The 19958-nt window shown below is 65.1% G+C and carries 18 protein-coding genes; 10 read left to right on the top strand and 8 right to left on the bottom strand.

Annotation, left to right across the window (positions count from 1 at the left end; all coding sequences use genetic code 11):
• Positions 1 to 488: 488 nt before the first annotated feature.
• The 3 genes from TO66_RS11135 to TO66_RS11145 form a co-directional block, all read right to left on the bottom strand.
• Positions 489 to 1121, bottom strand: coding sequence for a hypothetical protein (locus tag TO66_RS11135; protein WP_256243247.1), 633 nt, complete (start codon positions 1119 to 1121; stop codon positions 489 to 491).
• 111 nt (positions 1122 to 1232) lie between these two features.
• Positions 1233 to 1829 carry a TetR/AcrR family transcriptional regulator gene (locus tag TO66_RS11140; protein WP_044462352.1) on the bottom strand — a complete coding sequence of 199 codons (597 nt, stop codon included), beginning with the start codon at positions 1827 to 1829 and terminating at the stop codon, positions 1233 to 1235.
• Positions 1822 to 2673 (bottom strand): 3-hydroxybutyryl-CoA dehydrogenase, encoded by an 852-nt coding sequence (locus TO66_RS11145; protein ID WP_044462353.1) that lies wholly within the window; start codon positions 2671 to 2673, stop codon positions 1822 to 1824. Before TO66_RS11145 ends, TO66_RS11140 begins: the two co-directional genes overlap by 8 nt.
• Positions 2674 to 2843: 170 nt before the next feature.
• Between TO66_RS11145 and TO66_RS11150 the strand changes: the two genes are divergently transcribed.
• Entirely contained in the window at positions 2844 to 3857 is a 1014-nt protein-coding gene (locus tag TO66_RS11150; protein WP_044462354.1) for an AraC family transcriptional regulator, read from the top strand.
• Positions 3858 to 3881: 24 nt separating this feature from the next.
• Here the strand turns inward: TO66_RS11150 and TO66_RS11155 are convergent, their stop codons facing one another.
• Positions 3882 to 4505, bottom strand: coding sequence for an HAD family phosphatase (locus tag TO66_RS11155; protein ID WP_044462355.1), 624 nt, complete (start codon positions 4503 to 4505; stop codon positions 3882 to 3884).
• 238 nt (positions 4506 to 4743) lie between these two features.
• On the opposite strand from TO66_RS11155, the gene TO66_RS11160 reads away from it, so the two are divergent.
• Positions 4744 to 5502, top strand: coding sequence for a hypothetical protein (locus TO66_RS11160; protein WP_044462356.1), 759 nt, complete (start codon positions 4744 to 4746; stop codon positions 5500 to 5502).
• Between the two features lie 604 nt (positions 5503 to 6106).
• Here the strand turns inward: TO66_RS11160 and TO66_RS11165 are convergent.
• The 3 genes from TO66_RS11165 to TO66_RS11175 all read right to left on the bottom strand — a co-directional run bounded on the left by TO66_RS11165 (position 6107) and on the right by TO66_RS11175 (position 7166).
• Positions 6107 to 6508: a type II toxin-antitoxin system HicB family antitoxin gene (locus tag TO66_RS11165; protein ID WP_044462357.1), complete on the bottom strand. Its 402-nt coding sequence runs from the start codon at positions 6506 to 6508 to the stop codon at positions 6107 to 6109.
• A gap of 35 nt (positions 6509 to 6543) precedes the next feature.
• Positions 6544 to 6726 (bottom strand): type II toxin-antitoxin system HicA family toxin, encoded by a 183-nt coding sequence (locus TO66_RS11170; protein WP_009048155.1) that lies wholly within the window; start codon positions 6724 to 6726, stop codon positions 6544 to 6546.
• Between the two features lie 158 nt (positions 6727 to 6884).
• On the bottom strand, positions 6885 to 7166 hold the full coding sequence (locus tag TO66_RS11175; RefSeq protein ID WP_044462358.1) for a hypothetical protein: 282 nt from the start codon (positions 7164 to 7166) through the stop codon (positions 6885 to 6887).
• Between the two features lie 523 nt (positions 7167 to 7689).
• On the opposite strand from TO66_RS11175, the gene TO66_RS11180 reads away from it, so the two are divergent.
• Positions 7690 to 8718, top strand: a complete 1029-nt coding sequence (locus TO66_RS11180) for a Shedu immune nuclease family protein (RefSeq protein WP_177330396.1) — start codon at positions 7690 to 7692, stop codon at positions 8716 to 8718.
• A gap of 147 nt (positions 8719 to 8865) precedes the next feature.
• On the opposite strand, the gene TO66_RS11185 is transcribed toward TO66_RS11180, so the two are convergent.
• Complete coding sequence (locus tag TO66_RS11185; RefSeq protein WP_044462360.1) at positions 8866 to 9414, bottom strand: YniB family protein; 549 nt, start codon at positions 9412 to 9414, stop codon at positions 8866 to 8868.
• 150 nt (positions 9415 to 9564) lie between these two features.
• Between TO66_RS11185 and TO66_RS11190 the strand changes: the two genes are divergently transcribed.
• From TO66_RS11190 to TO66_RS11215, 7 genes are all read left to right on the top strand, one after another.
• On the top strand, positions 9565 to 10227 hold the full coding sequence (locus TO66_RS11190; RefSeq protein ID WP_044462361.1) for an ABC transporter ATP-binding protein: 663 nt from the start codon (positions 9565 to 9567) through the stop codon (positions 10225 to 10227).
• 1 nt (position 10228) lies between these two features.
• Positions 10229 to 12709, top strand: coding sequence for an FtsX-like permease family protein (locus tag TO66_RS11195; protein ID WP_044462362.1), 2481 nt, complete (start codon positions 10229 to 10231; stop codon positions 12707 to 12709).
• Complete coding sequence (locus TO66_RS11200; RefSeq protein WP_044462363.1) at positions 12699 to 13775, top strand: lipocalin-like domain-containing protein; 1077 nt, start codon at positions 12699 to 12701, stop codon at positions 13773 to 13775. The genes TO66_RS11195 and TO66_RS11200 overlap by 11 nt, the downstream gene beginning before the upstream one ends.
• A 203-nt stretch (positions 13776 to 13978) precedes the next feature.
• Entirely contained in the window at positions 13979 to 14116 is a 138-nt protein-coding gene (locus tag TO66_RS33645) for a hypothetical protein (RefSeq protein ID WP_177330397.1), read from the top strand.
• A 101-nt stretch (positions 14117 to 14217) separates the two neighbouring features.
• The gene (locus TO66_RS11205; RefSeq protein ID WP_044462364.1) at positions 14218 to 15405 is read left to right on the top strand and encodes an efflux RND transporter periplasmic adaptor subunit; all 1188 of its coding nucleotides are present in this window, start codon (positions 14218 to 14220) and stop codon (positions 15403 to 15405) included.
• A complete protein-coding gene (locus TO66_RS11210; protein ID WP_044462365.1) occupies positions 15402 to 18581 on the top strand; it encodes an efflux RND transporter permease subunit in 3180 nt (1059 codons plus the stop codon). The genes TO66_RS11205 and TO66_RS11210 overlap by 4 nt, the downstream gene beginning before the upstream one ends.
• Positions 18574 to 19956 (top strand): efflux transporter outer membrane subunit, encoded by a 1383-nt coding sequence (locus TO66_RS11215; protein ID WP_044462366.1) that lies wholly within the window; start codon positions 18574 to 18576, stop codon positions 19954 to 19956. The genes TO66_RS11210 and TO66_RS11215 overlap by 8 nt, the downstream gene beginning before the upstream one ends.
• Positions 19957 to 19958: the final 2 nt, after the last annotated feature.

Below are 19958 nucleotides of genomic sequence, written 5' to 3' on the forward strand. Positions count from 1 at the left end.
GCAGTTAAGCAGGCCGGGCACGGGGCAAAGGCGGGGAGCAGCGAATAACTTCGAATAGCGGCTATCGGGAAAAAATATATTCAGGCGCGGCAAGCAGCTGGCGTGCTGGCATAGCGCGTTTGGCGATCAGCGGCGTGGCGCTTAAGAGGAATGAGTACAAGCGGGCGGTACGGGACGTTGTCGCGGTTCAAGGCGAGGGTGGGCCACAAATCCTGTAGCCGCTGCCGAGCACCAGCGAGGCTGCGATCGCCTGCATAGCAGGCGCTGGGGCAGGCGACACCATCGATCAGGCACACCGCGTCGTCAGGTTTTGCGGGGCTCTGCCCCGATCGCAGCCTCGCTGGTGCTCGGCAGCGGCTACAGGAGATCGGTTGTCACGGCCATCGACGACGCGCCGATCGTAGGAGCGAGGCTTGCCCGCGATGAACCTGGGAGCGCTGCCTTTACCGTTCCGTACACGGGGGTCGCCAACGCTCGTCACACGCCTTTCAGTCGACGATGACCCGCTCGTTCGGGTCGTCGCTCAGGCACACCGACAGTTGTTCTCCCGCTTCGTTGAAGGCGCAGTGGGGCAGTGTCTCCCGTTTGATGGCGTTCAGCGTCGGCAGGATGAAAACGGCGGCCAGGATCAGCGCGCCCATCGTCCTGGGCCACAGCACGTCCGCGCTGCTGGCGGCGGGCCGGGGCTTGAGGCGCCCACGGCGCAAGCAGTGCAGCGCGCTGGCAACCAGGGCGCCACCGATGGCTATCGCGTAGTCCAGTTCCCAGTCCTGTGGGCTGAACATCAGGTTGCCGTCGGCATCGTCGGGATAATTGATCCGCCACCAGAGGCCCAGCAGCAGCGGCACCAGGCCAGCGACGAGCCAGGCCGGGCGGGCGCCGGGCATGCGGGTGAACAGGGCCAGGACCAGGCCCAGGGCACAGATGAGCCACACGCCGAGGAACAGCTGGAAGCCCATGGCACCGCCGAACAGCGTGCCGCCGACGTCGCGGGGGATGATCAGTTGCAGGTCGGCGAACACCATCAACGACAGGGGCGCCGCCACGGCGATCCAGCTCAGTAGGTAGTAGATCCCTAACCACAGGGTGAACAGGCGACGCGAGAGGGGCTGTGCCAACACATTTCGTCCTTGGACAGTGTTCGGAGGGGCGCGAAGTATGCCGGGCCGCTGGCGGTTTTGCATCCGCTGTCGTGAGGGAATAACGGGCTGGTCGGGCGCCGGCGCCGAGGCTCAGGCCACGGCGCTGCGGGGAGCCGCGCCGGCCAGCAGGCGCTCGATGGCACCGCTCAACAGGTTTTCCAGCAGCCTGTCCCGTTCACGCTCGCCCAGGGACTGTTCGCTGAACCAGCTGGGGGCGCTGTTCAGCAGGCAGGCCACGGCGTGGGCCAGGGCGCGGCACGCTGCTTCGCCAAGGCCGGGGGCGCCGCCCAGGAGTTGCAGCAACTGGCGTTCGTAACCTTCGCGCAAGTGCCCGACCCGTGCTTGCTGGTCGGGGTTCAGGCAGCCGCTGTCGCGTTCCACCAGGCGAAAATGCCGGGGCAATTCCCGGTGCAGCTTCAGGTGGGCATGAATCAGCGCCGGCAGGCAGTCGCCCTGCAATTTGCGTTTTTGCAGGCGCTTGAGGGTGCAGCACAGCTCGTCGTAAAACTCTTCGATCAGGTCCAGCAGCAGGTGCTGTTTGCTCGGGTAATGGTGATACAGCGAACCCGGGGCCAGTCCCAGGTGGCTCGCCAGCTCACGCATGCCGACCTGGCCGAAGCCCTTGCTGGCGAACAGCTCCAGGGCCTTGTCGCGGCTCTCGGCGAAGTTCGAGCAGCGCTCAGCCATAGCGGTGGAACCCGCGGCCGCTCTTGCGCCCCAGGTAACCGGCGGCGACCATTTCCTTGAGCAGCGGCGCGGGGCGGTACTTGCTGTCGTTGAAGCCTTCGTAGAAGGCCGCCAGGATCGCCAGCAGGGTGTCCAGGCCGATCAGGTCGGCCAGCGCCAGCGGGCCGATCGGCTGGTTGCAGCCCAGGCGCATGCCGGCGTCGATGTCCTCGGCGCTGGCCAGGCCTTCCTGCAGCACCAGGATCGCCTCGTTGATCATCGGCACCAGGATGCGGTTGACCACGAAACCCGGGCGGTTGCCGGCGGTAATTGCGGTCTTGCCCAGGCGGGTGGCCAGGTCCAGGGCCAGGGCGTGGGTCGCATCGCTGGTCTGCAGGCCGCGGATCACTTCGATCAGGCCCATCACCGGCACCGGGTTGAAGAAGTGCAGGCCGATGAAGCGCTCGGGAGCGCCGACGCTGGCGGCCAGCTGGGTGATCGACAGCGACGAGGTGTTGGAGGCGATCACGCAGTCGGGGCCGACCTGGGCGGCGATCTGTTGTAGCACCCGCAGTTTCAGCTCGAGGTTTTCCGTGGCGGCCTCGATCACCAGGTGCGCGTCGGCGAGGCTGGCGTAGTCGGTGCTGGTGCGGATGCGCCCCAGGGCGGCGTGTTTCTGTTCCTGGGTCAGGCTGTCCTTGGCGATCTGCCGGTCGAGGTTCTTGCCCACGGTGGCCACGGCCTTTTGCAGGGCGCTGTCGCTGATGTCCAGCAAGGTCACGTCGAACCCGGCCAGGGCGCAGACCTGCGCGATACCGTTACCCATGGTGCCGGCGCCGATCACACCGATAGTCTGCAGCTTCATCTTGGCTTTCTTCCTTCGTCCGGGGCGTGTCGCAGAGCGGCGTGTGAGCGTCTTGCAATGCAACCTTCGAGGCGCGAGTCTAGTGCCCGCGCCACCCTCGGCCTATGCCGAAAGCGTTCAGTCGCGCTGGCGTTTTTTGCCATGTCCACAGCCACAGAGAGCAGCCATTGATGCGGGAAAAGGATTCGGTCGCGGTCTACTTCGTGCAGGTGATGGTCCATGCCCTGCGGGACCGGCCCGAGCGCCTGGCCGCGGTGCTGGCCGAGGCGGGCATCGACCCGGCGCTGCTCGCCCAGCCCGAGGCGCGGGTCCCGGCCACCGCCTTCGCGGCGCTGTGGCTGATCCAGATCCGCGAGCTGCGGGACGAGTTTTTCCAGCTCGACTCCCACGGCCTGCCGCCGGGGGCGTTCGCCCTGATCTGCCGCGGGCTGATCCAGGAGCCCACGCTGGAGAAGGCCCTGCGTCAATGCCTGGCCAACTTCGCCCTGTTCCTGCGCGACTTTCGCGGCAGCTTGAGCGTGCGCGGCAAGCGCGCGGTACTCAGCCTCGACAGCCAGCCCGGCGACGCCGCCACCGGGCGCTTTGGCGAAGAGACCTTCCTGGTGCTGATGATCAGCCTGCTGTGCTGGCTCGGCGGGCGGCGGATTGCCATCGACCGCGCCGACTTTCGTTATCCGCGCCTGTCCCTGAGCGACGATGCCTTGCTCTGGGGGCCGAACCTGACCTTCGGCGCCGAGCGCACCGAAATCGAATTCGCCAGCCGCTTCCTGCGCTTGCCGGTGGTCCAGGACCTGGCGGCGCTCAAGGTGTTCCTGCGCAGCGCGCCGCAGTGGCTGGTGATCCGTTTTCGCAACCAGCACGGCCTGGCGACCCAGGTCTACCAGCGCCTGCGCCGCAGCCACTACAGCCAGTGGCCGACCCTGGAAGCCTTCGCCGGCGAGGCCGGGATCAGCCCCAGCACCCTGCGCCGGCGCCTGGAGCGCGAGGGCATTTCCTACCAGGAAATCAAGGACGAAGTACGGCGCGCCATGGCCGTCGAACTGCTGCGCGAAAGCCGCGCCAGCATCGGCGAAATCGCCGAGCGCACCGGCTTCCAGGAGCCCAGCGCCTTCCACCGGGCGTTCAAGAAGTGGACCGGCGAAAGCCCGGGGCGCTACCGCGCGCGGCACCAGCCAGGCAACTGACAGGCTGGCGCCCCGCGCCTCGTTTCAGACCGCCAGCCCCAATGCCTGCAACTGCCGCCGGGTTTCAGCCGCCGACTGGTGATGGATCGCGTTCCAGCCCAGAGCCCGGGCGGCGACGATGTTCGGCGCGTGATCGTCGATGAACACCAGGTCCTCGGGCGCCACCTCCGGCAGATGCGCGCGAATGCGTTGCACGGTGGTGTGGTAGATCACCGCGTCAGGCTTGATCTGCCGTTCCTGCCCGGAGACCACGATGTCGCGGAAACGCCGCAGGAACGGGTAGTTGTCCCAGGCGTAGGGGAAGGTTTCCTGGGACCAGTTAGTCAGCCCGAACAACGGCACCTGCGAGTGGTGCAGCTCTTCCAGCAAGGCCACGCCTTCCTCCAGCGGCCCGCGGAGCATTTCCGGCCAGCGCCCGTAATAGGCTTCGATCAGGGGCGCGTGCTCCGGGTGTTCGGCCACCAGGCTGCGGGTCGCTTCGGCCAGGGGCCGGCCGGCGTCCTGTTGGGTGTTCCAGGCCTGGGTGCAAATGGTCTCGAGGAACCATTGGCGCTGGGTGTCGTCGGGAATCAGTTGGCGGTACAGGTGGTGCGGACTCCAGTCGAACAGCACGCCACCGAAGTCGAAAACCACAGCACGGATCGTCATGAGCATCTCCTTGAAGGGATGTGGACCAGGGCGCCATCCTGCGACCCTGAGCGGTGCAATGCAATTTGTTGGCGCATTGACATGCAGCGCTGTCGGGGCTTGTGGGGCAGCCAGCCTTTGTTCGGCCAGCGCGGGGCGGGCATCGACAACGGATTGCCGCGGCCACCGCACTTTTTGCGCTTTTGCGGTTCTATTCATGGCCAGGCCGCGCCGATCCCCCGCGCGGCCAGAGTCCAGAATGGTGCCGATGGTCTATCCGCTTTCTCGTTATTCCCTGTGTGGCCTGGGCCCGTCGTTGTGGCTGGCGGTTGCCTTGATGGCCTGCGCCACCGGTTGCAGCCAACAGCAGGGGCGGGACATGGTCCACCAGTTCAGCAACGGCAAACCCCAGGAGTTCTTCCAGACCAGCGTCGACCGCATGGCCACCCTGGGCATGCGCGACAACCTGCAAAGCCTCTACCTGTTGATGAACAAGCTCTACCTGCGCAACCCCAGCCAGTGGCGGCAGTGGGGTTACACCGACGCCACCAGCGCGGCGCGGGAGATTCGCCAGGCCATCGAGCAACAGCGGGCCCTGCCGGCGCTGGGGGATCGTCGCGACCTGGCGGCGTTGAGTTATGCGCTGAGCCCGGAGTTCCGTGGAGATCGGGTGGGCGCTTTCATCTATGCCATTGGCAGCATGCTGGTGACGGCCCATGGCGGGCGTACCGAGTTTTTCATGACCGACACCATCGACCCGCAGTTTGTCAGCAATGCGGCGCGCAACATCGAGAAGGCCACGTGGATGCTCAGCCAGCGGCAGGGCGCCGATGGTGAGTTGCTGCTGTTTTCCAATGAGATTTCGGAGGAGGGCAGCAACCTGAGTTTTGCCGTGGAATTCGGCAAGATCGTGGCGCGTCTCGACCTGTTGGCGCAGATGCTGGATGAGCGATATCGGCGCATCGGACTTAACTATGCGCAGAGTTTGTTGTTGATGAATTTTTTGCCGGTGCAGTAGGGGGCTGGGTACATATCCGTTGCTGCGATCACCGCTGCTGGCGGTTATGTGTGGACTCCTGTAGGGGCGAAGCTTGCTCGCGATGGCGCCCGTTCTGGCGCTGCATTTTTTGGATGGTGTACATATCCATTGCTGCGGTAATGGCGGCTTATGGTTCCGCCCTTACGGCGGGTCACTTTGGAAGAGCGCCAAAGTAACCAAAACGCTTTGCCCCTCCACTCGGCACCTCGCCTAGGCTCGGTGTGCCGGAACGAAGGCATTGATCCGTGGGCCGCCCCAGGCCATCCATGGCCTGGGGCGGCTAACCCGGCATCCCTGCCGGGTTACCCACGGCTCAATGCCTGCGTTCGGCCATCGTGGTTAACGGGGCGCTCAGATCAAAAGCAAGACGGCGGCCTGGCTGAGAACTCCACCCGACCTACCGGCCAGCGCAAAACCCTGTAGCCGCTGCCGAGCCCTGGCGAGGCTGCGAACGACTGCGCAGCAGGCGCAGGGATCTTGAAACCGCTGGAGGACCTTCGGCCCTATCGCAGCCTCGCCAGGGCTCGGCAGCGGCGACAGGAACTGTGGCGTTCGGGGTCGTGCGTAGGGCGCTTCTCGGTTCTTAACGCCCCAGCTTTTCCATCGCCGCATCCGCCAGGAACGACGACCGGCTCTTGATGTTGTGCTCCCGGACAAAGCGGTCGATCCGCTGGATCACGTAACCCGGCAGGGTCACGTTGACCTTCTCGGTCTTGCCCAGGTAAGGCGTGATGTCGATATCCAGCATGCCCCAGCCCATGCCCTCGAAATCGGGATTGGCGCGGTGCGTGCCGATGGAGGTGGGCAGGGGAATGGCATGCCCCTCGCGGGCCAGCTCTTCGAGCATGAGGTGCGCGATCTCGATGGCGGCGCTGTACGCAGCCTCGAAGCTGTCGCCGGCGGTGACAGCTCCGGGAATGTCGGGAATCTGGATGCCGGTGGCCGTGTGTTCGTTGCCCCACTCGATGCAGATGGGATATTGCACGGGGATCTCCTCAAAAGGTGCGAAGGCTGAAAAGGCTATATCAGCCCGGCCAGTTTCTGGATGGCCCTGACCGTCCCCCGTGGCAGATCCTTCTTCGGGTGAGGCACCGGAACGGTCTCGGGCCGGTAGGGATGCTTGAACAGATGATGGCTGCCGGTTACGCGCTCCAGCACCCAGCCTGCGGCTTCAAGCTCCTTGATCAACTGTCTGCTTTGCACCTCCATCTCCTTATCGGGGTGAGAGGTGCTTTATAACTCCAGGCGCATAGTAGCGCAGGTTGAATTGTGTGTCTGGAGTTATGTATCGGCGCATGTCATTCAGAGGGTGCGTCGCTCGGGGAATGACGCTCCCTACACCAGCCCAGATGCAATGGCGCTCAGGGTTCCTGCGCCGCACGCCACTGAATCACCTCCAACACCGCGCACCCTTCCCGGGTCAGCAGATGCACCCCACGGGTCACCCGCGTCAGGTCGCAGTCGGAAATGTCTTTCAGGTTCAGCGTGGACAGGCTGTCCATCAGGTCGCGCACCACGGTGAAACGATGGGCTGCGCTGGCCGCCAGATCGCTCAAGGGGGCGTCGGTATCGAGGTAGAAAACGGGAGCATTGGCGTCGTGGGTGTCGACGGGGGTGAAGCGGGAAGTGTGATGGTCAATCATCGGTGCAGCTCCTATGAATAGAGCAACCACCTTTCGCGGCCAAGCGAATAAGGGTGGCAGCTGTACGCGGGTTGGCCGACCGGGCATAGGACACCGGCACACCCGAAGGTGTCCCACGCACAGCCGCCATGACACAAAATCGCAGGCACAAAAAAAGCGCCTGCAATTGGTGTTTTGGACGCTGAAGCGTTCCTATGCTCGACCGGCCAAGGTCGTTCGCGGATTTTGCCGCGAGGGCGAACTATAGGGGCGCCGCCTGGACGGCGCAACCGTATATGGGAGCGGATGTTTGAGTGGTTGTGTCGGGACGTAGATCATCCCTTGTGCTGATACGGATCACCTGCTCACCGAGCGTTAGAGGTCTGTAACAGCTCAGATTTACGGGAAAAGTCTGACCTTCGATGATCCATAAAACGTTCGAGTCGAGATTATAAATAAGGCACCATTGGCCCCGGCCGGCATGACGGAGTGATTTCAGTCTGCCAAAGGGTTGAAACGGATGGACAATGGATGTGCTCAACATATGGGAAAGAAAAAATTTAAAGTTTCTGATTTTGTGGACTCTTTGTTTCTGTCAGAGGATTTGCGCCAAGCAAGGCCTCAAGATGCAGAAAGGTTAGCAACAGCACTCAGCATAAAACTGAGTCATCCAGGCTTTGCCGAAGAACCCAAAGAGACTGCCGAATATTTGCTCGGTTTGCTTGAAGAAAAAGTTGAGCAGAAACTGCATGAGGTTTTCGGCGGTCAGGTGTCTAATAAGGCCTTCTCAAAAAGGTGCAGTACTGACCCAGTTTTTTTAAGTTTTATAACGGCTACCAGCCGGGCTCGAAAAAGCCTCAGTGACTTGATTGACTATGTAGACGATGAAGAGCCAGACCTGTCGGCTCTAGGCCTTGTTGGCCAGGTCGTGGAGGCCATAGAGGACTTCAATAACGTCATAGTTGCAGACGACGTGTTACCACTGATTGAACGAGGTATTTACGCATCCGATGTGGCTCGGGCACTCGAGGTGTGGGCAACCAATCGAGAGTCGAAAAAGGGCGACGAGGGGTTTTGGCAAGAGGAGTTTGAAAGCCGCAAGGGAGTTTTGGAGCGCCTTCTTGGAGGGCATGCTGTTTTACTGCAAAGCGAGTTCCATGTTGCGGGTACAGATACTTCTGGAGCTGGAGGGCTAAGGGCTGATTTCGCGTTTCTTAATAAAACCAGCAACATTAGCCTGGTAGAGATCAAGGCTCCGGATACTAAGTTGCTGGGCTCAAAGTATCGAGGAACCTATCCCCTATCCAGGGATGTCTCTGGGGCGATTTCGCAAGTGTTGATTCAGCGCGGTGAGTTGATGAAACACTACTTCCAAAAACAGCATTATGCCCCGGTATCCTTTGAAGTGTTCGCTCCACGTTGTTTCTTGATTGCCGGAAATCTCGATAGCCTGGAAGCCGACCCGGTCAAGTTGAAGGCGTTTGAAGTTCAGCGGCAAGCTGTCGCATCGCATGTAAATATAGTGACCTTCGATGAGCTTTATCAGCAGTTTGCAACATTCAACCAAATGTAGTTTTGAGTCCCATTGCAAGCCATCGGGCATGAGCCTGTTGCACGGGTAGGTCGCTGATTGGTGTCAAATGGGGACTGGGAGGGAGAGGGTGGTCACCGTCCATTTGGAGGTGGGGCCGACTAACTATTCGGCCTGCCACCACCAGCCTTAGAGAATGTGCAACATCCACAGCACACCCAGATAAACCACGGCTATCCCCACCGGCAGCACACACAGCAGCCGAACCTGCGAAAACAACGAAGGCACGTCCCCCACCGGCGTCGAATCCTCCAGTTGCTGCTGCGTCATAACCGCAGCACCTTCCTCCACCGGCGCATTGAGCCGGGCCTGGATCAGGGGTTCGACTTCCTCGACTTTGCGCATCAATGTCCGGCCCCAGGTGAACAGGGCCGCGCCGATGAAGATCAGCAGGTAGATCACCAGGAATTTCCAGTGGGGTGGGTTGCTCAGGTGGATGAAGTCGGGGGTTGGGCTGTTGTCCCAGAACCAGTCCAGAGGCCGGGTGTTGTTGTAGACCATGAACACAAAGTCCTTGATCTGGCGGTTGAGGAGCGCCGCGGCGTCGCTGTAGCTGTTCATGCGCCAGCGGAGCATTTTCAGGGTGGAAAACAGGGTGGAGATCAAGGCACCGGTGAACAGCACTGCGCCTGTGGCGATGGCCAGCCGGTATTTCAGTTGGGCCTGGGTGTAATTCATCTGTGCGTCCTGCGATGAAGAAAAGGGCGCAATTCTATAGTTCGTCGTTGCTGGCTAACAGTCGCGAACTCATTACCTCAAGGCTTTCCGTCGACCTGTCTGCCACACGCGCTATCCTTGCCTTCCCTCTTCGGTTCGACGAGCCCGCTCATGTTGCACGTGCAAGGCGTCTGTAAAACCTACCCCACCCCCCAAGGCCCGCTGCCGGTGTTGCAGGGTGTCGACCTGCGCCTGGAGCAGGGCGCCAGCCTGGCCTTGATGGGGGAGTCGGGCAGTGGCAAGAGCACGTTGCTGCATCTGGTCGCCGGGCTGGACAAGGTCGATCGCGGCAGCATTCGTATCGGTGGGCAGGCGCTGGAGAGGATGAGCGAGCAGCAGTTGGCCAACTGGCGGCGCACGGAGGTGGGGCTGGTGTTCCAGCAGTTCAACCTGATCGGCAGCCTGCGGGTGGAGGACAACCTGGGGTTCCAGGCGCGGCTGGCGGGGCGTTTCGATGGGGCTTGGCAGGCGCGGTTGGTGCAGCGTTTGGGGCTGGGGGATTTGTTGCGGCGTTATCCGGAGCAGTTGTCCGGCGGCCAGCAGCAGCGGGTGGCGTTGGGCCGGGCGCTGGCGGCGAAACCGCGGTTGCTGTTGGCCGATGAGCCCACGGGCAGCCTCGATGAGGCCACCAGCGACGAGGTGTTGCAGCTGTTGCTGGAGTTGCTGGCGGAAACCCCCACCAGCCTGTTGATGGTCACCCACAGCCAGCGGGTGGCCAGCCGCCTGGGGCGGATTGCCGTGTTGCACGGCGGGCGCCTGGCGGGCGAGGCCTGAGGTGCGGGTTTTTCTGCTTGGCCTGCGGGCGTTGCTCAGCCATTGGCGGCGGCACCCGGTGCAGTTTTTCAGTGTGCTGACCGGGTTGTGGCTGGCCACCAGCCTGTTGACCGGGGTGCAGGCGCTCAATACGCAGGCGCGGGACAGTTACGCCAAGGCCAGCCAACTGATCGGCGGTGCGCCCCAGGCCAGCCTGGCGACGGCCAATGGCGCGGCATTTTCCCAGGAGGTTTTTGTCGGCCTGCGCCGGGCGGGCTGGCCGGTGTCGCCGGTGGTGCAGGGGCGGTTGACGCTCAAGGGCCATGAACAGCAGCGCCTGCAATTGCTCGGGATCGAACCGCTGTCGTTGCCGGCCGGCGCCGCGGTGGCGGGGCAGGTGCTGAACAGCCAGCGCATGGTCGAATTCGTCAGCCCGCCGGGCGTTACCTGGATTGCGCCGCAAACCCTGCAGGCCCTCGGTTACCGCGAAGGCGAGCGCCCGACGACGGCAGGCGGCCAGCCCCTGCCGCCGCTGCATGCCCAGGCGGATATGGCCCCGGGGCTGCTGCTGGTGGATATCGGTTTTGCCCAGCCGCTGCTGGGCTTGCCGCAGCAACTGTCGCGTTTGCTGTTGCCGGCGGATTTTGCCGCCCAGGCCCCGGCCTTGCCCGATGCGTTCAAGGACCTGCTGGTGCTCAAGCGCGGCGGCGAGGAAAACGATCTGGCGCGCCTGACCGAGAGCTTTCACCTGAACCTCGACGCCCTGGGTTTCCTGTCGTTCGTGGTCGGCCTGTTTATCGTGCATGCCGCCATCGGCCTGGCCCTGGAGCAGCGCCGTGGCCTGCTGCGCACCCTGCGTGCCTGTGGGGTCAGCGCGCGGATGTTGATCGCCTGCCTGTGTGTCGAGCTGGGCGGCCTGGCGTTGCTTGGCGGGGTGGCCGGGGTGCTCAGCGGTTACCTGCTGGCCAGTGTGCTGTTGCCGGATGTCGCCGCCAGCCTGCGCGGCCTGTACGGCGCCGAGGTGGCGGGGCAGTTGAGCCTGAGCCCTTGGTGGTGGTTGAGCGGCATCGGCCTGAGCCTGCTCGGCGCCTTGCTGGCGGGGGCCAACAGCCTGCTGCGGGCGGCGCGCTTGCCGCTGCTGGCGCTGGCCGATCCCCAGGCCTGGCACCAGGCCCATGCGCGCTGGCTGCGGCGCCAGGCCGGGATCGCGATAGCCCTGTTGGTGCTGGCGGGCGCGGCCTGGAACTGGGGCGACAGCCTGGGCAGCGGCTTCGTGTTGCTGGCCGGGGTGCTGCTGGGCGCGGCGCTGGGGCTGCCGGTGTTGCTCAATGGGCTGCTGAACCTGTTGCTCGGGCGCAGCCGCTCGGTGCTCGGCCAATGGTTCGTCGCCGATTGCCGGCAGCAGTTGCCGGCCTTGAGCCTGGCGTTGATGGCGCTGCTGTTGGCCCTGGCGGCGAACATCGGCGCCGGCAGCATGACCGCCGGCTTTCGCCAGACCTTCAGCGACTGGCTGGAGCAACGCCTGAGCGCCGAGCTCTACCTCAATCCCCAGACCCCGGCGCAAGCCCGCGAACTGCAAGACTGGTTGCCGCAGCAGCCGAGCATTGCCGCGGTGTTGCCCGGCTGGCAGGTGGCGCTGCAACTGCAAGGCTGGCCGGCGGACCTGTACGGCGTGATCGACCATGCCCACTACCGCCAGCACTGGCCGTTGCTAGAGGCCCTGGGCGAGCAGCCCTGGCGCCAGCTGGCCAGTGCCGACACCCTGATGCTCAGCGAGCAGACGGCGCGGCGGCTCAAGGTGCGGCTCGGCGATCATCTGAGCATCCCCGTTCCCCAGGGCCAGTGGGCGCCGCAAGTGGTGGCGATCTACGCCGACTACGGCAACCCCCGGGGCCACCTGCTGGTGAATGCCGGGCACCTGTTGCAGCACTGGCCGCAGCTGACGCCCAACCGTTTCAACCTGCGGATCGAGCCGGCCGCCGTGGCGCCACTGGTGACACGCGTGCAGCAACGCTTCGGCCTCGACGACAGCCGCATCGTCGAACAGGCGCAGCTCAAGGGCTGGTCCAGCCAGGTGTTCGAGCGCACCTTCGCCGCCACCGCCGCGCTCAATAGCCTGACCCTGGGGGTGGCCGGAGTGGCGCTGTTCATCAGCCTGCTGACCCAGAGCCAGAGCCGCCTCGGCCAGCTGGCGCCGCTGTGGGCGCTGGGGGTGAGCAGGCGCCAGTTGATGCTGCTCAACCTCGGCCAGACCTGGTTGCTGGCGCTGCTCACGCTGCTGTTGGCGGTGCCGCTGGGCATTGCCCTGGCCTGGTGCCTGGACACGGTGATCAATGTCCAGGCGTTCGGCTGGCGCCTGCCGCTGCGGGTGTTCCCGTTGCAACTGCTGCAATTGCTGGCCCTGGCGGTGCTGGCCACCTTGCTGGCCTCGGTCTGGCCGTTGCTGCGGCTGTACCGCAGCCAGCCGGCGGATCTGCTCAGGACGTTCGCCCATGAAGATTGAATGGCTGCCTGGCGTGTTGCTGCTGGCGGCACTGTGCGGCTGTGATCAGCCCGAGGCGCCGGCGCAGGGTTTTGCCGGCCTGGGCGAAGAGGCCGCGGCATTCACACAGGTGGTGCCGGGGCGGGTGTTCAGCTTTCCCGCCGACCATGGCGCCCATGACGGTTTCCGCATCGAATGGTGGTACCTCACCGCCGACCTCAAGAGCAGCGACGGCCAGCGTTTTGGCGTGCAGTGGACGCTGTTTCGCAGCGCCTTGCGCGCCGAGCGCGACCAGCCCGGCTGGCAGGCGCCGAATGTCTGGCTGGGCCATGCCGCGGCCACCTCGGCCAGCGTGCATCACGCCGCCGAGCGTTACGCCCGGGGCGGGGTGGGGCAGGCGGGTGTGACGGTGCAGCCGTTCACCGCCTGGATCGACGACTGGCGCCTGAGCAGCCTCTCGCCCACGGCCGACCCTTTGGCCCACATGCAGTTGCAGGCCGGCGGGCCGGGTTTCGCCTATCGCCTGCAACTGCGCAGCGACCGCCCGCTGGTGCTGCAGGGCGAGGCGGGTTACAGCCGCAAGTCCGAGCAGGGCCAGGCGTCCTATTACTACAGCCAGCCGTTTTTCCAGGCCGAGGGCAGCCTGCAGATCGATGGCCAGACTTATGAAGTCAGCGGCCCGGCCTGGCTCGACCGCGAATGGAGCAGCCAGCCCCTGGCGGCCGGGCAGAGCGGTTGGGACTGGTTTTCCCTGCACCTGGACGGCGGCGCGCGGCTGATGCTGTTCCGCGTGCGGGAAAGCGACCGGCCGCCCTACATCACCGGCACCTGGATCGAGCCCGACGGCCGTACCCAGACCCTGCACAAGGACGAGATCCAGCTCATCCCGCTGGCGGATTCCAAGGTGGCGGAGCGCACGCTGCCCACCCGCTGGCGCTTGCGCATTCCCGGCCGCGGCCTGGATATCACCGCCGCGGCGCTCAATCCCCAGGCCTGGATGAACCTGCGCATTCCGTATTGGGAAGGGCCGGTACAACTGAGCGGCAGCCATGCCGGCAGCGGTTATCTGGAAATGACCGGTTATTGATGGCTTATTCGTGCGTATTGTTCATGAGTTACTTTCCCGATAGTCACTTATATCGAGCGCTGGAATATAAGTGACTTTTCTTGAACTAAGAAAGTCTCGATTCGTGACTTCGGCTCAATAATCTTTTCCCCCGGTCGGCATTTATCTTTTTCGGCAAAAACGGAGAATTCGCTCAACTTAACGAATCACTGGAGCGACCCCCGATGTTTAGCCTGAAAAACACCGCTGCCCTGTTTCTCACCCTGCTGGCCTTGTCTTCCGCGCTCAGCACCCAGGCCGAGGAGTCCGGCGCCTTTGTCGAAAGAAACCGCAGCCTGAGCCAAGGCTCGGCACAAAACTGAAATAGAAAGTTCAACCGACCGCTGCCTGAAAGTAAGCGGTCGGTACTTTCGTGTGGCCGGAAATCGACTGGGAAAGTTGTTTTTTTGCGCGGGAGAAAGTTATGAGAGCAGGATTATTCACCATGCAATCCACCCCCCTGAAGTTCGCCGCGTTGTCCGCTGTCAGCCTGGCGCTGCTGGCGACACTGTCCGGCTGCGGCCCGGACCCGGTAGCGGCGCCGCCTGCGCCGCCGACAGTTTCGGTGAGCCAGCCGCTGAGCCGGCAGATCGTCGACTGGGACAGTTTCACCGGGCGTTTCGAAGCCACCGATTCGGTGGAAGTGCGCTCGCGGGTCAGCGGCTACCTGGAGAAGGTCGCCTTCACCGACGGCGCCATCGTCAAGAAGGGCGACCTGCTGTTCGTCATCGACTCGCGGGCCTTCCAGGCCGCGGTGGTCCAGGCCCAGGGCAAGCTGGCCCAGGTGCGTTCGCAACTGGCCCTGGCCGAGCAGGAATATGCCCGGGCCAAGGTGCTGATCGAGTCGAAGACCATCGCCCGCAGCCTGTATGACCAGCGTCTGCAGGCGCGGCAGGCGGCCCAGGCCGAAGTCCTGAGCGCCGAAGGGGCGTTGAGCAATGCCCGGCTCGACCTGGAGTTCACCCGCATCACCGCGCCCATGAGCGGGCGCATCAGCCGCAAGCTGATCAGCGAAGGCAACCTGGTCAACGGCGGCAACAGTAACGCGACCCTGCTGACCACCATCGTGTCCCTGGACCCCATCGACATCTACTTCGATATCGACGAGCAGAGCTACCTCAAGTATCGCCAGCAGGGGCAGGGCGCCACGGCGCAGAATCAGGTGCGCATCGCCTTGCCGGGGCAGAGCGAGCCGACCCTGAGCGGGCGCATGGACTTCATCGATAACCGTCTAGACCCGTCCACCGGCACCCTGCGCCAGCGCGCCCGGGTGGCCAACCCGGACCTGAGCCTGAGCCCCGGGCAGTTCGGCCGGGTGCAGTTCTCCGGGCGCCCGAGCTATCAGGCGCTGTTGCTGCCGGACACGGCGATCAGCGTCGATGCCACGCGCAAGGTGGTCTATGTGCTTAACGCGCAGAACCAGGTGGAACTGCGCCCGGTGCAACTGGGCAAGCTGCATGACGGTTTGCGCGAAGTCGCCAGCGGCCTCGGGCCCAAGGACCGGGTCATCGTCGACGGCATCCAGCGGGTGCGGGTCGGCGCGACCGTGACCGCCAGCGAGCAGGCCCTGGCGCTGGCGCCCAAGGCGGCCAGCGAAGGAGCGCCGCTATGAACCTGGGGAAAATCTCCATCGAACAGCCGGTGCTGGCGATCGTGCTGTCCATCGTGCTGCTGATCGTCGGTGGCCTGGCCTACCTGATCCTGCCGACCTCCGAGTACCCGGACATCGCGCCGCCGACCGTGGTGGTGCAGGCGACCTACCCGGGGGCCTCGGCGCAGACCGTGGCCGAGACCCTGGCGATCCCCCTCGAACAGGAGGTCAATGGCGTCGAGGACATGCTCTACATGTACAGCCAGGCCACCTCCGACGGCAGCCTCAACCTGACCGTGACCTTCAAGAGCGGCACCGATGTCGACAAGGCCCAGGTACTGGTGCAGAACCGCGTGGCCCTGGCCACGCCGCGCCTGCCGGAACCGGTGCAGCGCAGCGGGGTATCGGTGCGCAAATCGTCGCCGACCCAGCTGTCGACCATCTTCATCTCTTCGCCCACGGGCGCCTACGACCAGCTCTACGTGTCCAACTTCGCCATCCGCACCGTCGCCGATACCCTCAAGCGCATCGACGGCGTGGGCGACATCAACCCGTTGGGGGCCCGTGAATATTCCATGCGTATCTGGCTCGATCCGGAGCGGGTGGCGGCCTTCAACCTGACCCCGGCGGACATCATCGCTGCGGTGCGCGCGCAGAACACCCAGGTGGCGGGCGGGGTGATCGCGCAACCGCCGGTGGCCTCCCAGGCGTTCCAGCCGAACCTGATTTTCGAGGGCCGCCTGAAAGAGCCGGCGGACTTCGACAACATCGTCATCAAGTCCGGCAGCGCCGGGCGCCTGGTGCGCCTGAAGGATGTGGCCCGCACTGAAATCGCCGGCCTGGCCTACGTCAACAACACCTATTACCTGCGCCACCCGGCCATCGGCCTGCAAGTGCTGCAACGTCCCGGCGCCAATGCCCTGGCCACCATGAAAGTGGTGGAGGAAACCATGCACAGCCTGAGCAAGGAGTTCCCCGAAGGCATCGAATACAGCATCGGCTACAACCCCACCGCGTTCATCGCCGACAGCATCGGCGAGCTGGGCAAGACCATCTATGAAGCCGTGATCCTGGTGGTGCTGGTGATCCTGGTGTTCCTCCAGGGCTGGCGGCCGTCGATCATCCCGATCCTGGCGATCCCGGTGTCGCTGGTGGGCACCTTCGCGGTCATGGCCCTGCTCGGTTATTCGATCAACAACCTGACCCTGTTCGGCCTGGTGCTGGCGGTGGGCATCGTGGTCGACAACGCCATCGTGGTGGTGGAAAACGTCGAGCGTCACCTGGCCGAGGGCAAGAGCCCGTTGCAGGCGACGCTGATCACCATGCAGGAAATCGGCGGCGCGCTGGTGGCGATCACCCTGGTGCTCTGTGCGGTGTTCATTCCCACGGCCTTCATCCCGGGGATCTCCGGCGAGTTCTTCCGCCAGTTCGGCGTCACCATCGCGGTGGCCACGGCGATCTCGCTGTTCAACTCGGTGACCCTGTCGCCGGCGCTGGCGGCGATGATCCTGCGTCGGCATCAGCATGAGCCACGGCAGGCGCCACGGCGCGGCCCGGCGCTACTGCTCCAGCGCGGGGCGGAAGCGTTCAACCGTGGCTTCCTCAAGCTGTCGGCGGGTTATGCCGCCAGCGTGCGCGGCCTGGTGGCGCGCACGCCCTTGATGCTGGCGATCTACGCGGTGCTGATCGCGGCCACCGCCTACCTGCTGGTGTCCACGCCCAAGGGCTTCATCCCGGCCCAGGACCGCGGCTACCTGGTGGTGATCGTGCAACTGCCGGAAGGCGCCTCGCTGGAACGCACCAATCAAATCTCCCAGCAGATCGAGGCCATCGCCCTGCAAGTGCCGGGTGTCGACCGGGTGCCGACCTTCTCCGGGTTCTCCATGGTCACCGGCACCAGTTCTTCCAACGCCTCCGGCCTGGCGCCGGTGTTCGAGCCCTGGTCGCAGCGCAAGCTGCGCGGCCTGACTTCGGACAAGATCGCCGCCGACCTGCGCGAGCGCCTGAAAGTGGTCAGCGGCGCCTCGGTGATAGTCGCCACGCCGCCTCCGGTCCAGGGCCTGGGCAGCACCGGCGGTTTCGCCATGCGCCTGCAGGACCGCGCCGGTCTGGGCAGCCAGGCTTTGGCCAAGGCCACCGAGCAGCTGATCGCCGCGGCCAATGCGACCCCGGGCCTGACCGGCGTCTACTCGCCGTTCTCGGCCCGCACGCCGCAGGTGTTCGTCGAGCTGGACCGTGAGCGCGCCGAGATGCTCGGGGTGCCCAGCAGCCAGATCAACCAGGCCATCGAGACCTATTTCGGCTCGACCTACATCAACGACTTCAACCTGGTGGGGCGCACCTACCGGGTGACCGCCCAGGCCGACTTGCCGTTCCGGGTCACGCCCGAGGACCTGGCGCGGGTCAAGGTGCGCAACGAGGCAGGCGACATGGTGCCGCTCGCCAGCGTCACGCGCTTGCACGAGTCGCTGGGGGTGGAGCGCTTCCCGCGCTACAACCTGTTCCCCACCGCGGAAATCAACGGTGACACCTTGCCCGGGCTGGGCTCCGAGTTCGCCCTGCGCACCATGGAGCGCCTGGCCAAGGAGACCCTGCCGCCGGGCATCAGCTACCAATGGACCGACCTGAGCTACCAGCAGACCACCGCCGGCAACATGGGCCTGCTGGTGTTCCCGCTCTGTGTGATCTTCGTCTACCTGGTGCTGGCCGCGCAGTACGGCAGCTGGAGCCTGCCGCTGGCGATCCTGCTGATCGTGCCCATGTGCCTGCTGGCCGCCGCCAGCGGCGTGCGCCTGATGGGCCTGGACATCAACATCCTGACCCAGATCGGCTTCATCGTGCTGGTGGGACTGGCGGCGAAAAACGCCATCCTGATCGTCGAGGTGGCGCGCCAGCAGGAGCGCGACGGGCAAGGCATCGTCGACGCGGTGGTGGAGGCTTGCCGCCTGCGCCTGCGGCCGATCCTGATGACCTCCCTGGCCTTTATTCTCGGGGTGCTACCGCTGGTGCTGTCCGAAGGCGCTGGCTCGGAAATGCGCCAGGCGGTGGGTTCGGCGGTGTTCTTCGGGATGATCGGCGTGACCCTGTTCGGCCTGCTGTTCACCCCGATCTTCTATGTCCTGATCCGCCGTCTCGCCGGGGGCGAGCGGCTCCAGGCCCCATCCAGCGTCGCTGCCGCGGGAGTGATCCATGAATAATCTGCTGCGTTTTCCCGCCCTGGCCTTTACTGCGGCGCTGCTTGTGGCCTGTGCCGCGCCGACCTTGCCGCCGAGCGTCGAGGCGCCCGCCGCGAACTTCGTCAATGCACCGCAAACGCCGGCGCCGGGCATTGCCGAGCAGTGGTGGACGCTGTACCACGACCCCTTGCTCGACCGTCTGGTGGCGCGGGCGCTGGCGGACAACCTCGACCTGCAGATCGCCCTGGCGCGGATCGATGCCAGCCGCGCCTTGCGCAGCGTCGCGGCTGCCGGGGCCAGCCCCGAGCTGAACCTGGGGGCGGGCGCCGCCCGGCAACGGATCTCGGCGGACCAGGCCGGCTTCAGCGAGCCGCTGATCACCGAACCCCTGAGCCTGGGCCTGGATGCGTCCTGGGAGATCGACCTGTTCGGGCGGATTCGCGAAGGCGTGCGGGCGGCGGATGCCGACCTGCAGGCCAGCGCGGAAGAGGCGCGCGGGGTCAGGGTGGCGCTGGTCAGCGAAGTGGTGCAGGCCTATGCCCAGGCCCGCGGGCTGGAGGAGCGATTGCGGATCGTGCGGCAGAACGCCGACAGCCAGGGCCGCACCCTGCAATTGACCGAACAGTTGTACGCCGCAGGCAGCAGCCCCGAGGCCGACCTGTCGCGGGCCCGTTCCCAGGCGGAGTCCACCGCGGCCCAGGTGCCGGCGCTGCAACTGGAGTGGCAGCGTTCGCTGCATCGCCTGGCGGTGTTGCTGGCGCAGCCGAGCGAGGCGTTGTACCAGCAATTCGCCGCCAGCCCGGTGCAACTGAGCGAGGTGGCCCTGGTGGATGCCGGCACCCCGGCCGACCTGTTGCGGCGGCGCCCGGACATCCGCGCCGCCGAGGCCCGGCTGATCGCCGCTTACGCCCGGGTCGGGGTGGCCAAGGCCGATGTGCTGCCGCGCTTGAGCCTGTCGGCGGCGCTGGGTTCGTTGGTCGATGGGGCCGGCGCGGCGAACCTGGCCAACTCGACCTTCTGGCTGGCCGGCCTCAATGCCAGCGTGCCGCTGCTGGACGGCGGGCGTCGGCGCGCGGTGGTGGAGCTGCGCGATGCCGAGGGCCGGCAGGCCTTGCTCGCTTATCGACGGACCGTGCTCAACGCCGTGGCCGAGGTGGAGTCGGCCCTGGCCGCCGCCCGGCGCAATGCCGAAAGCCAGCGGCATCTGGCCCGTGCGGCCGAGCAGGCCAGTGCCGCGGCGCAGCAGATCCAGCGCTCCTGGGCCGCCGGCGAGGCGCCGTTTCTCGATGTGCTGCAGGCGCAGCGGGTCGAGCTGACGGCGCAGAACGCGCTGTCGCGGATCAAGACTGTGCAGTTGCAGAACCAGGCCGTGCTGGTGCAGGCGCTGGGGGGCTGAAC

The organism is Pseudomonas sp. MRSN 12121 (genome assembly GCF_000931465.1).
Classification (GTDB): Bacteria; Pseudomonadota; Gammaproteobacteria; order Pseudomonadales; family Pseudomonadaceae; genus Aquipseudomonas.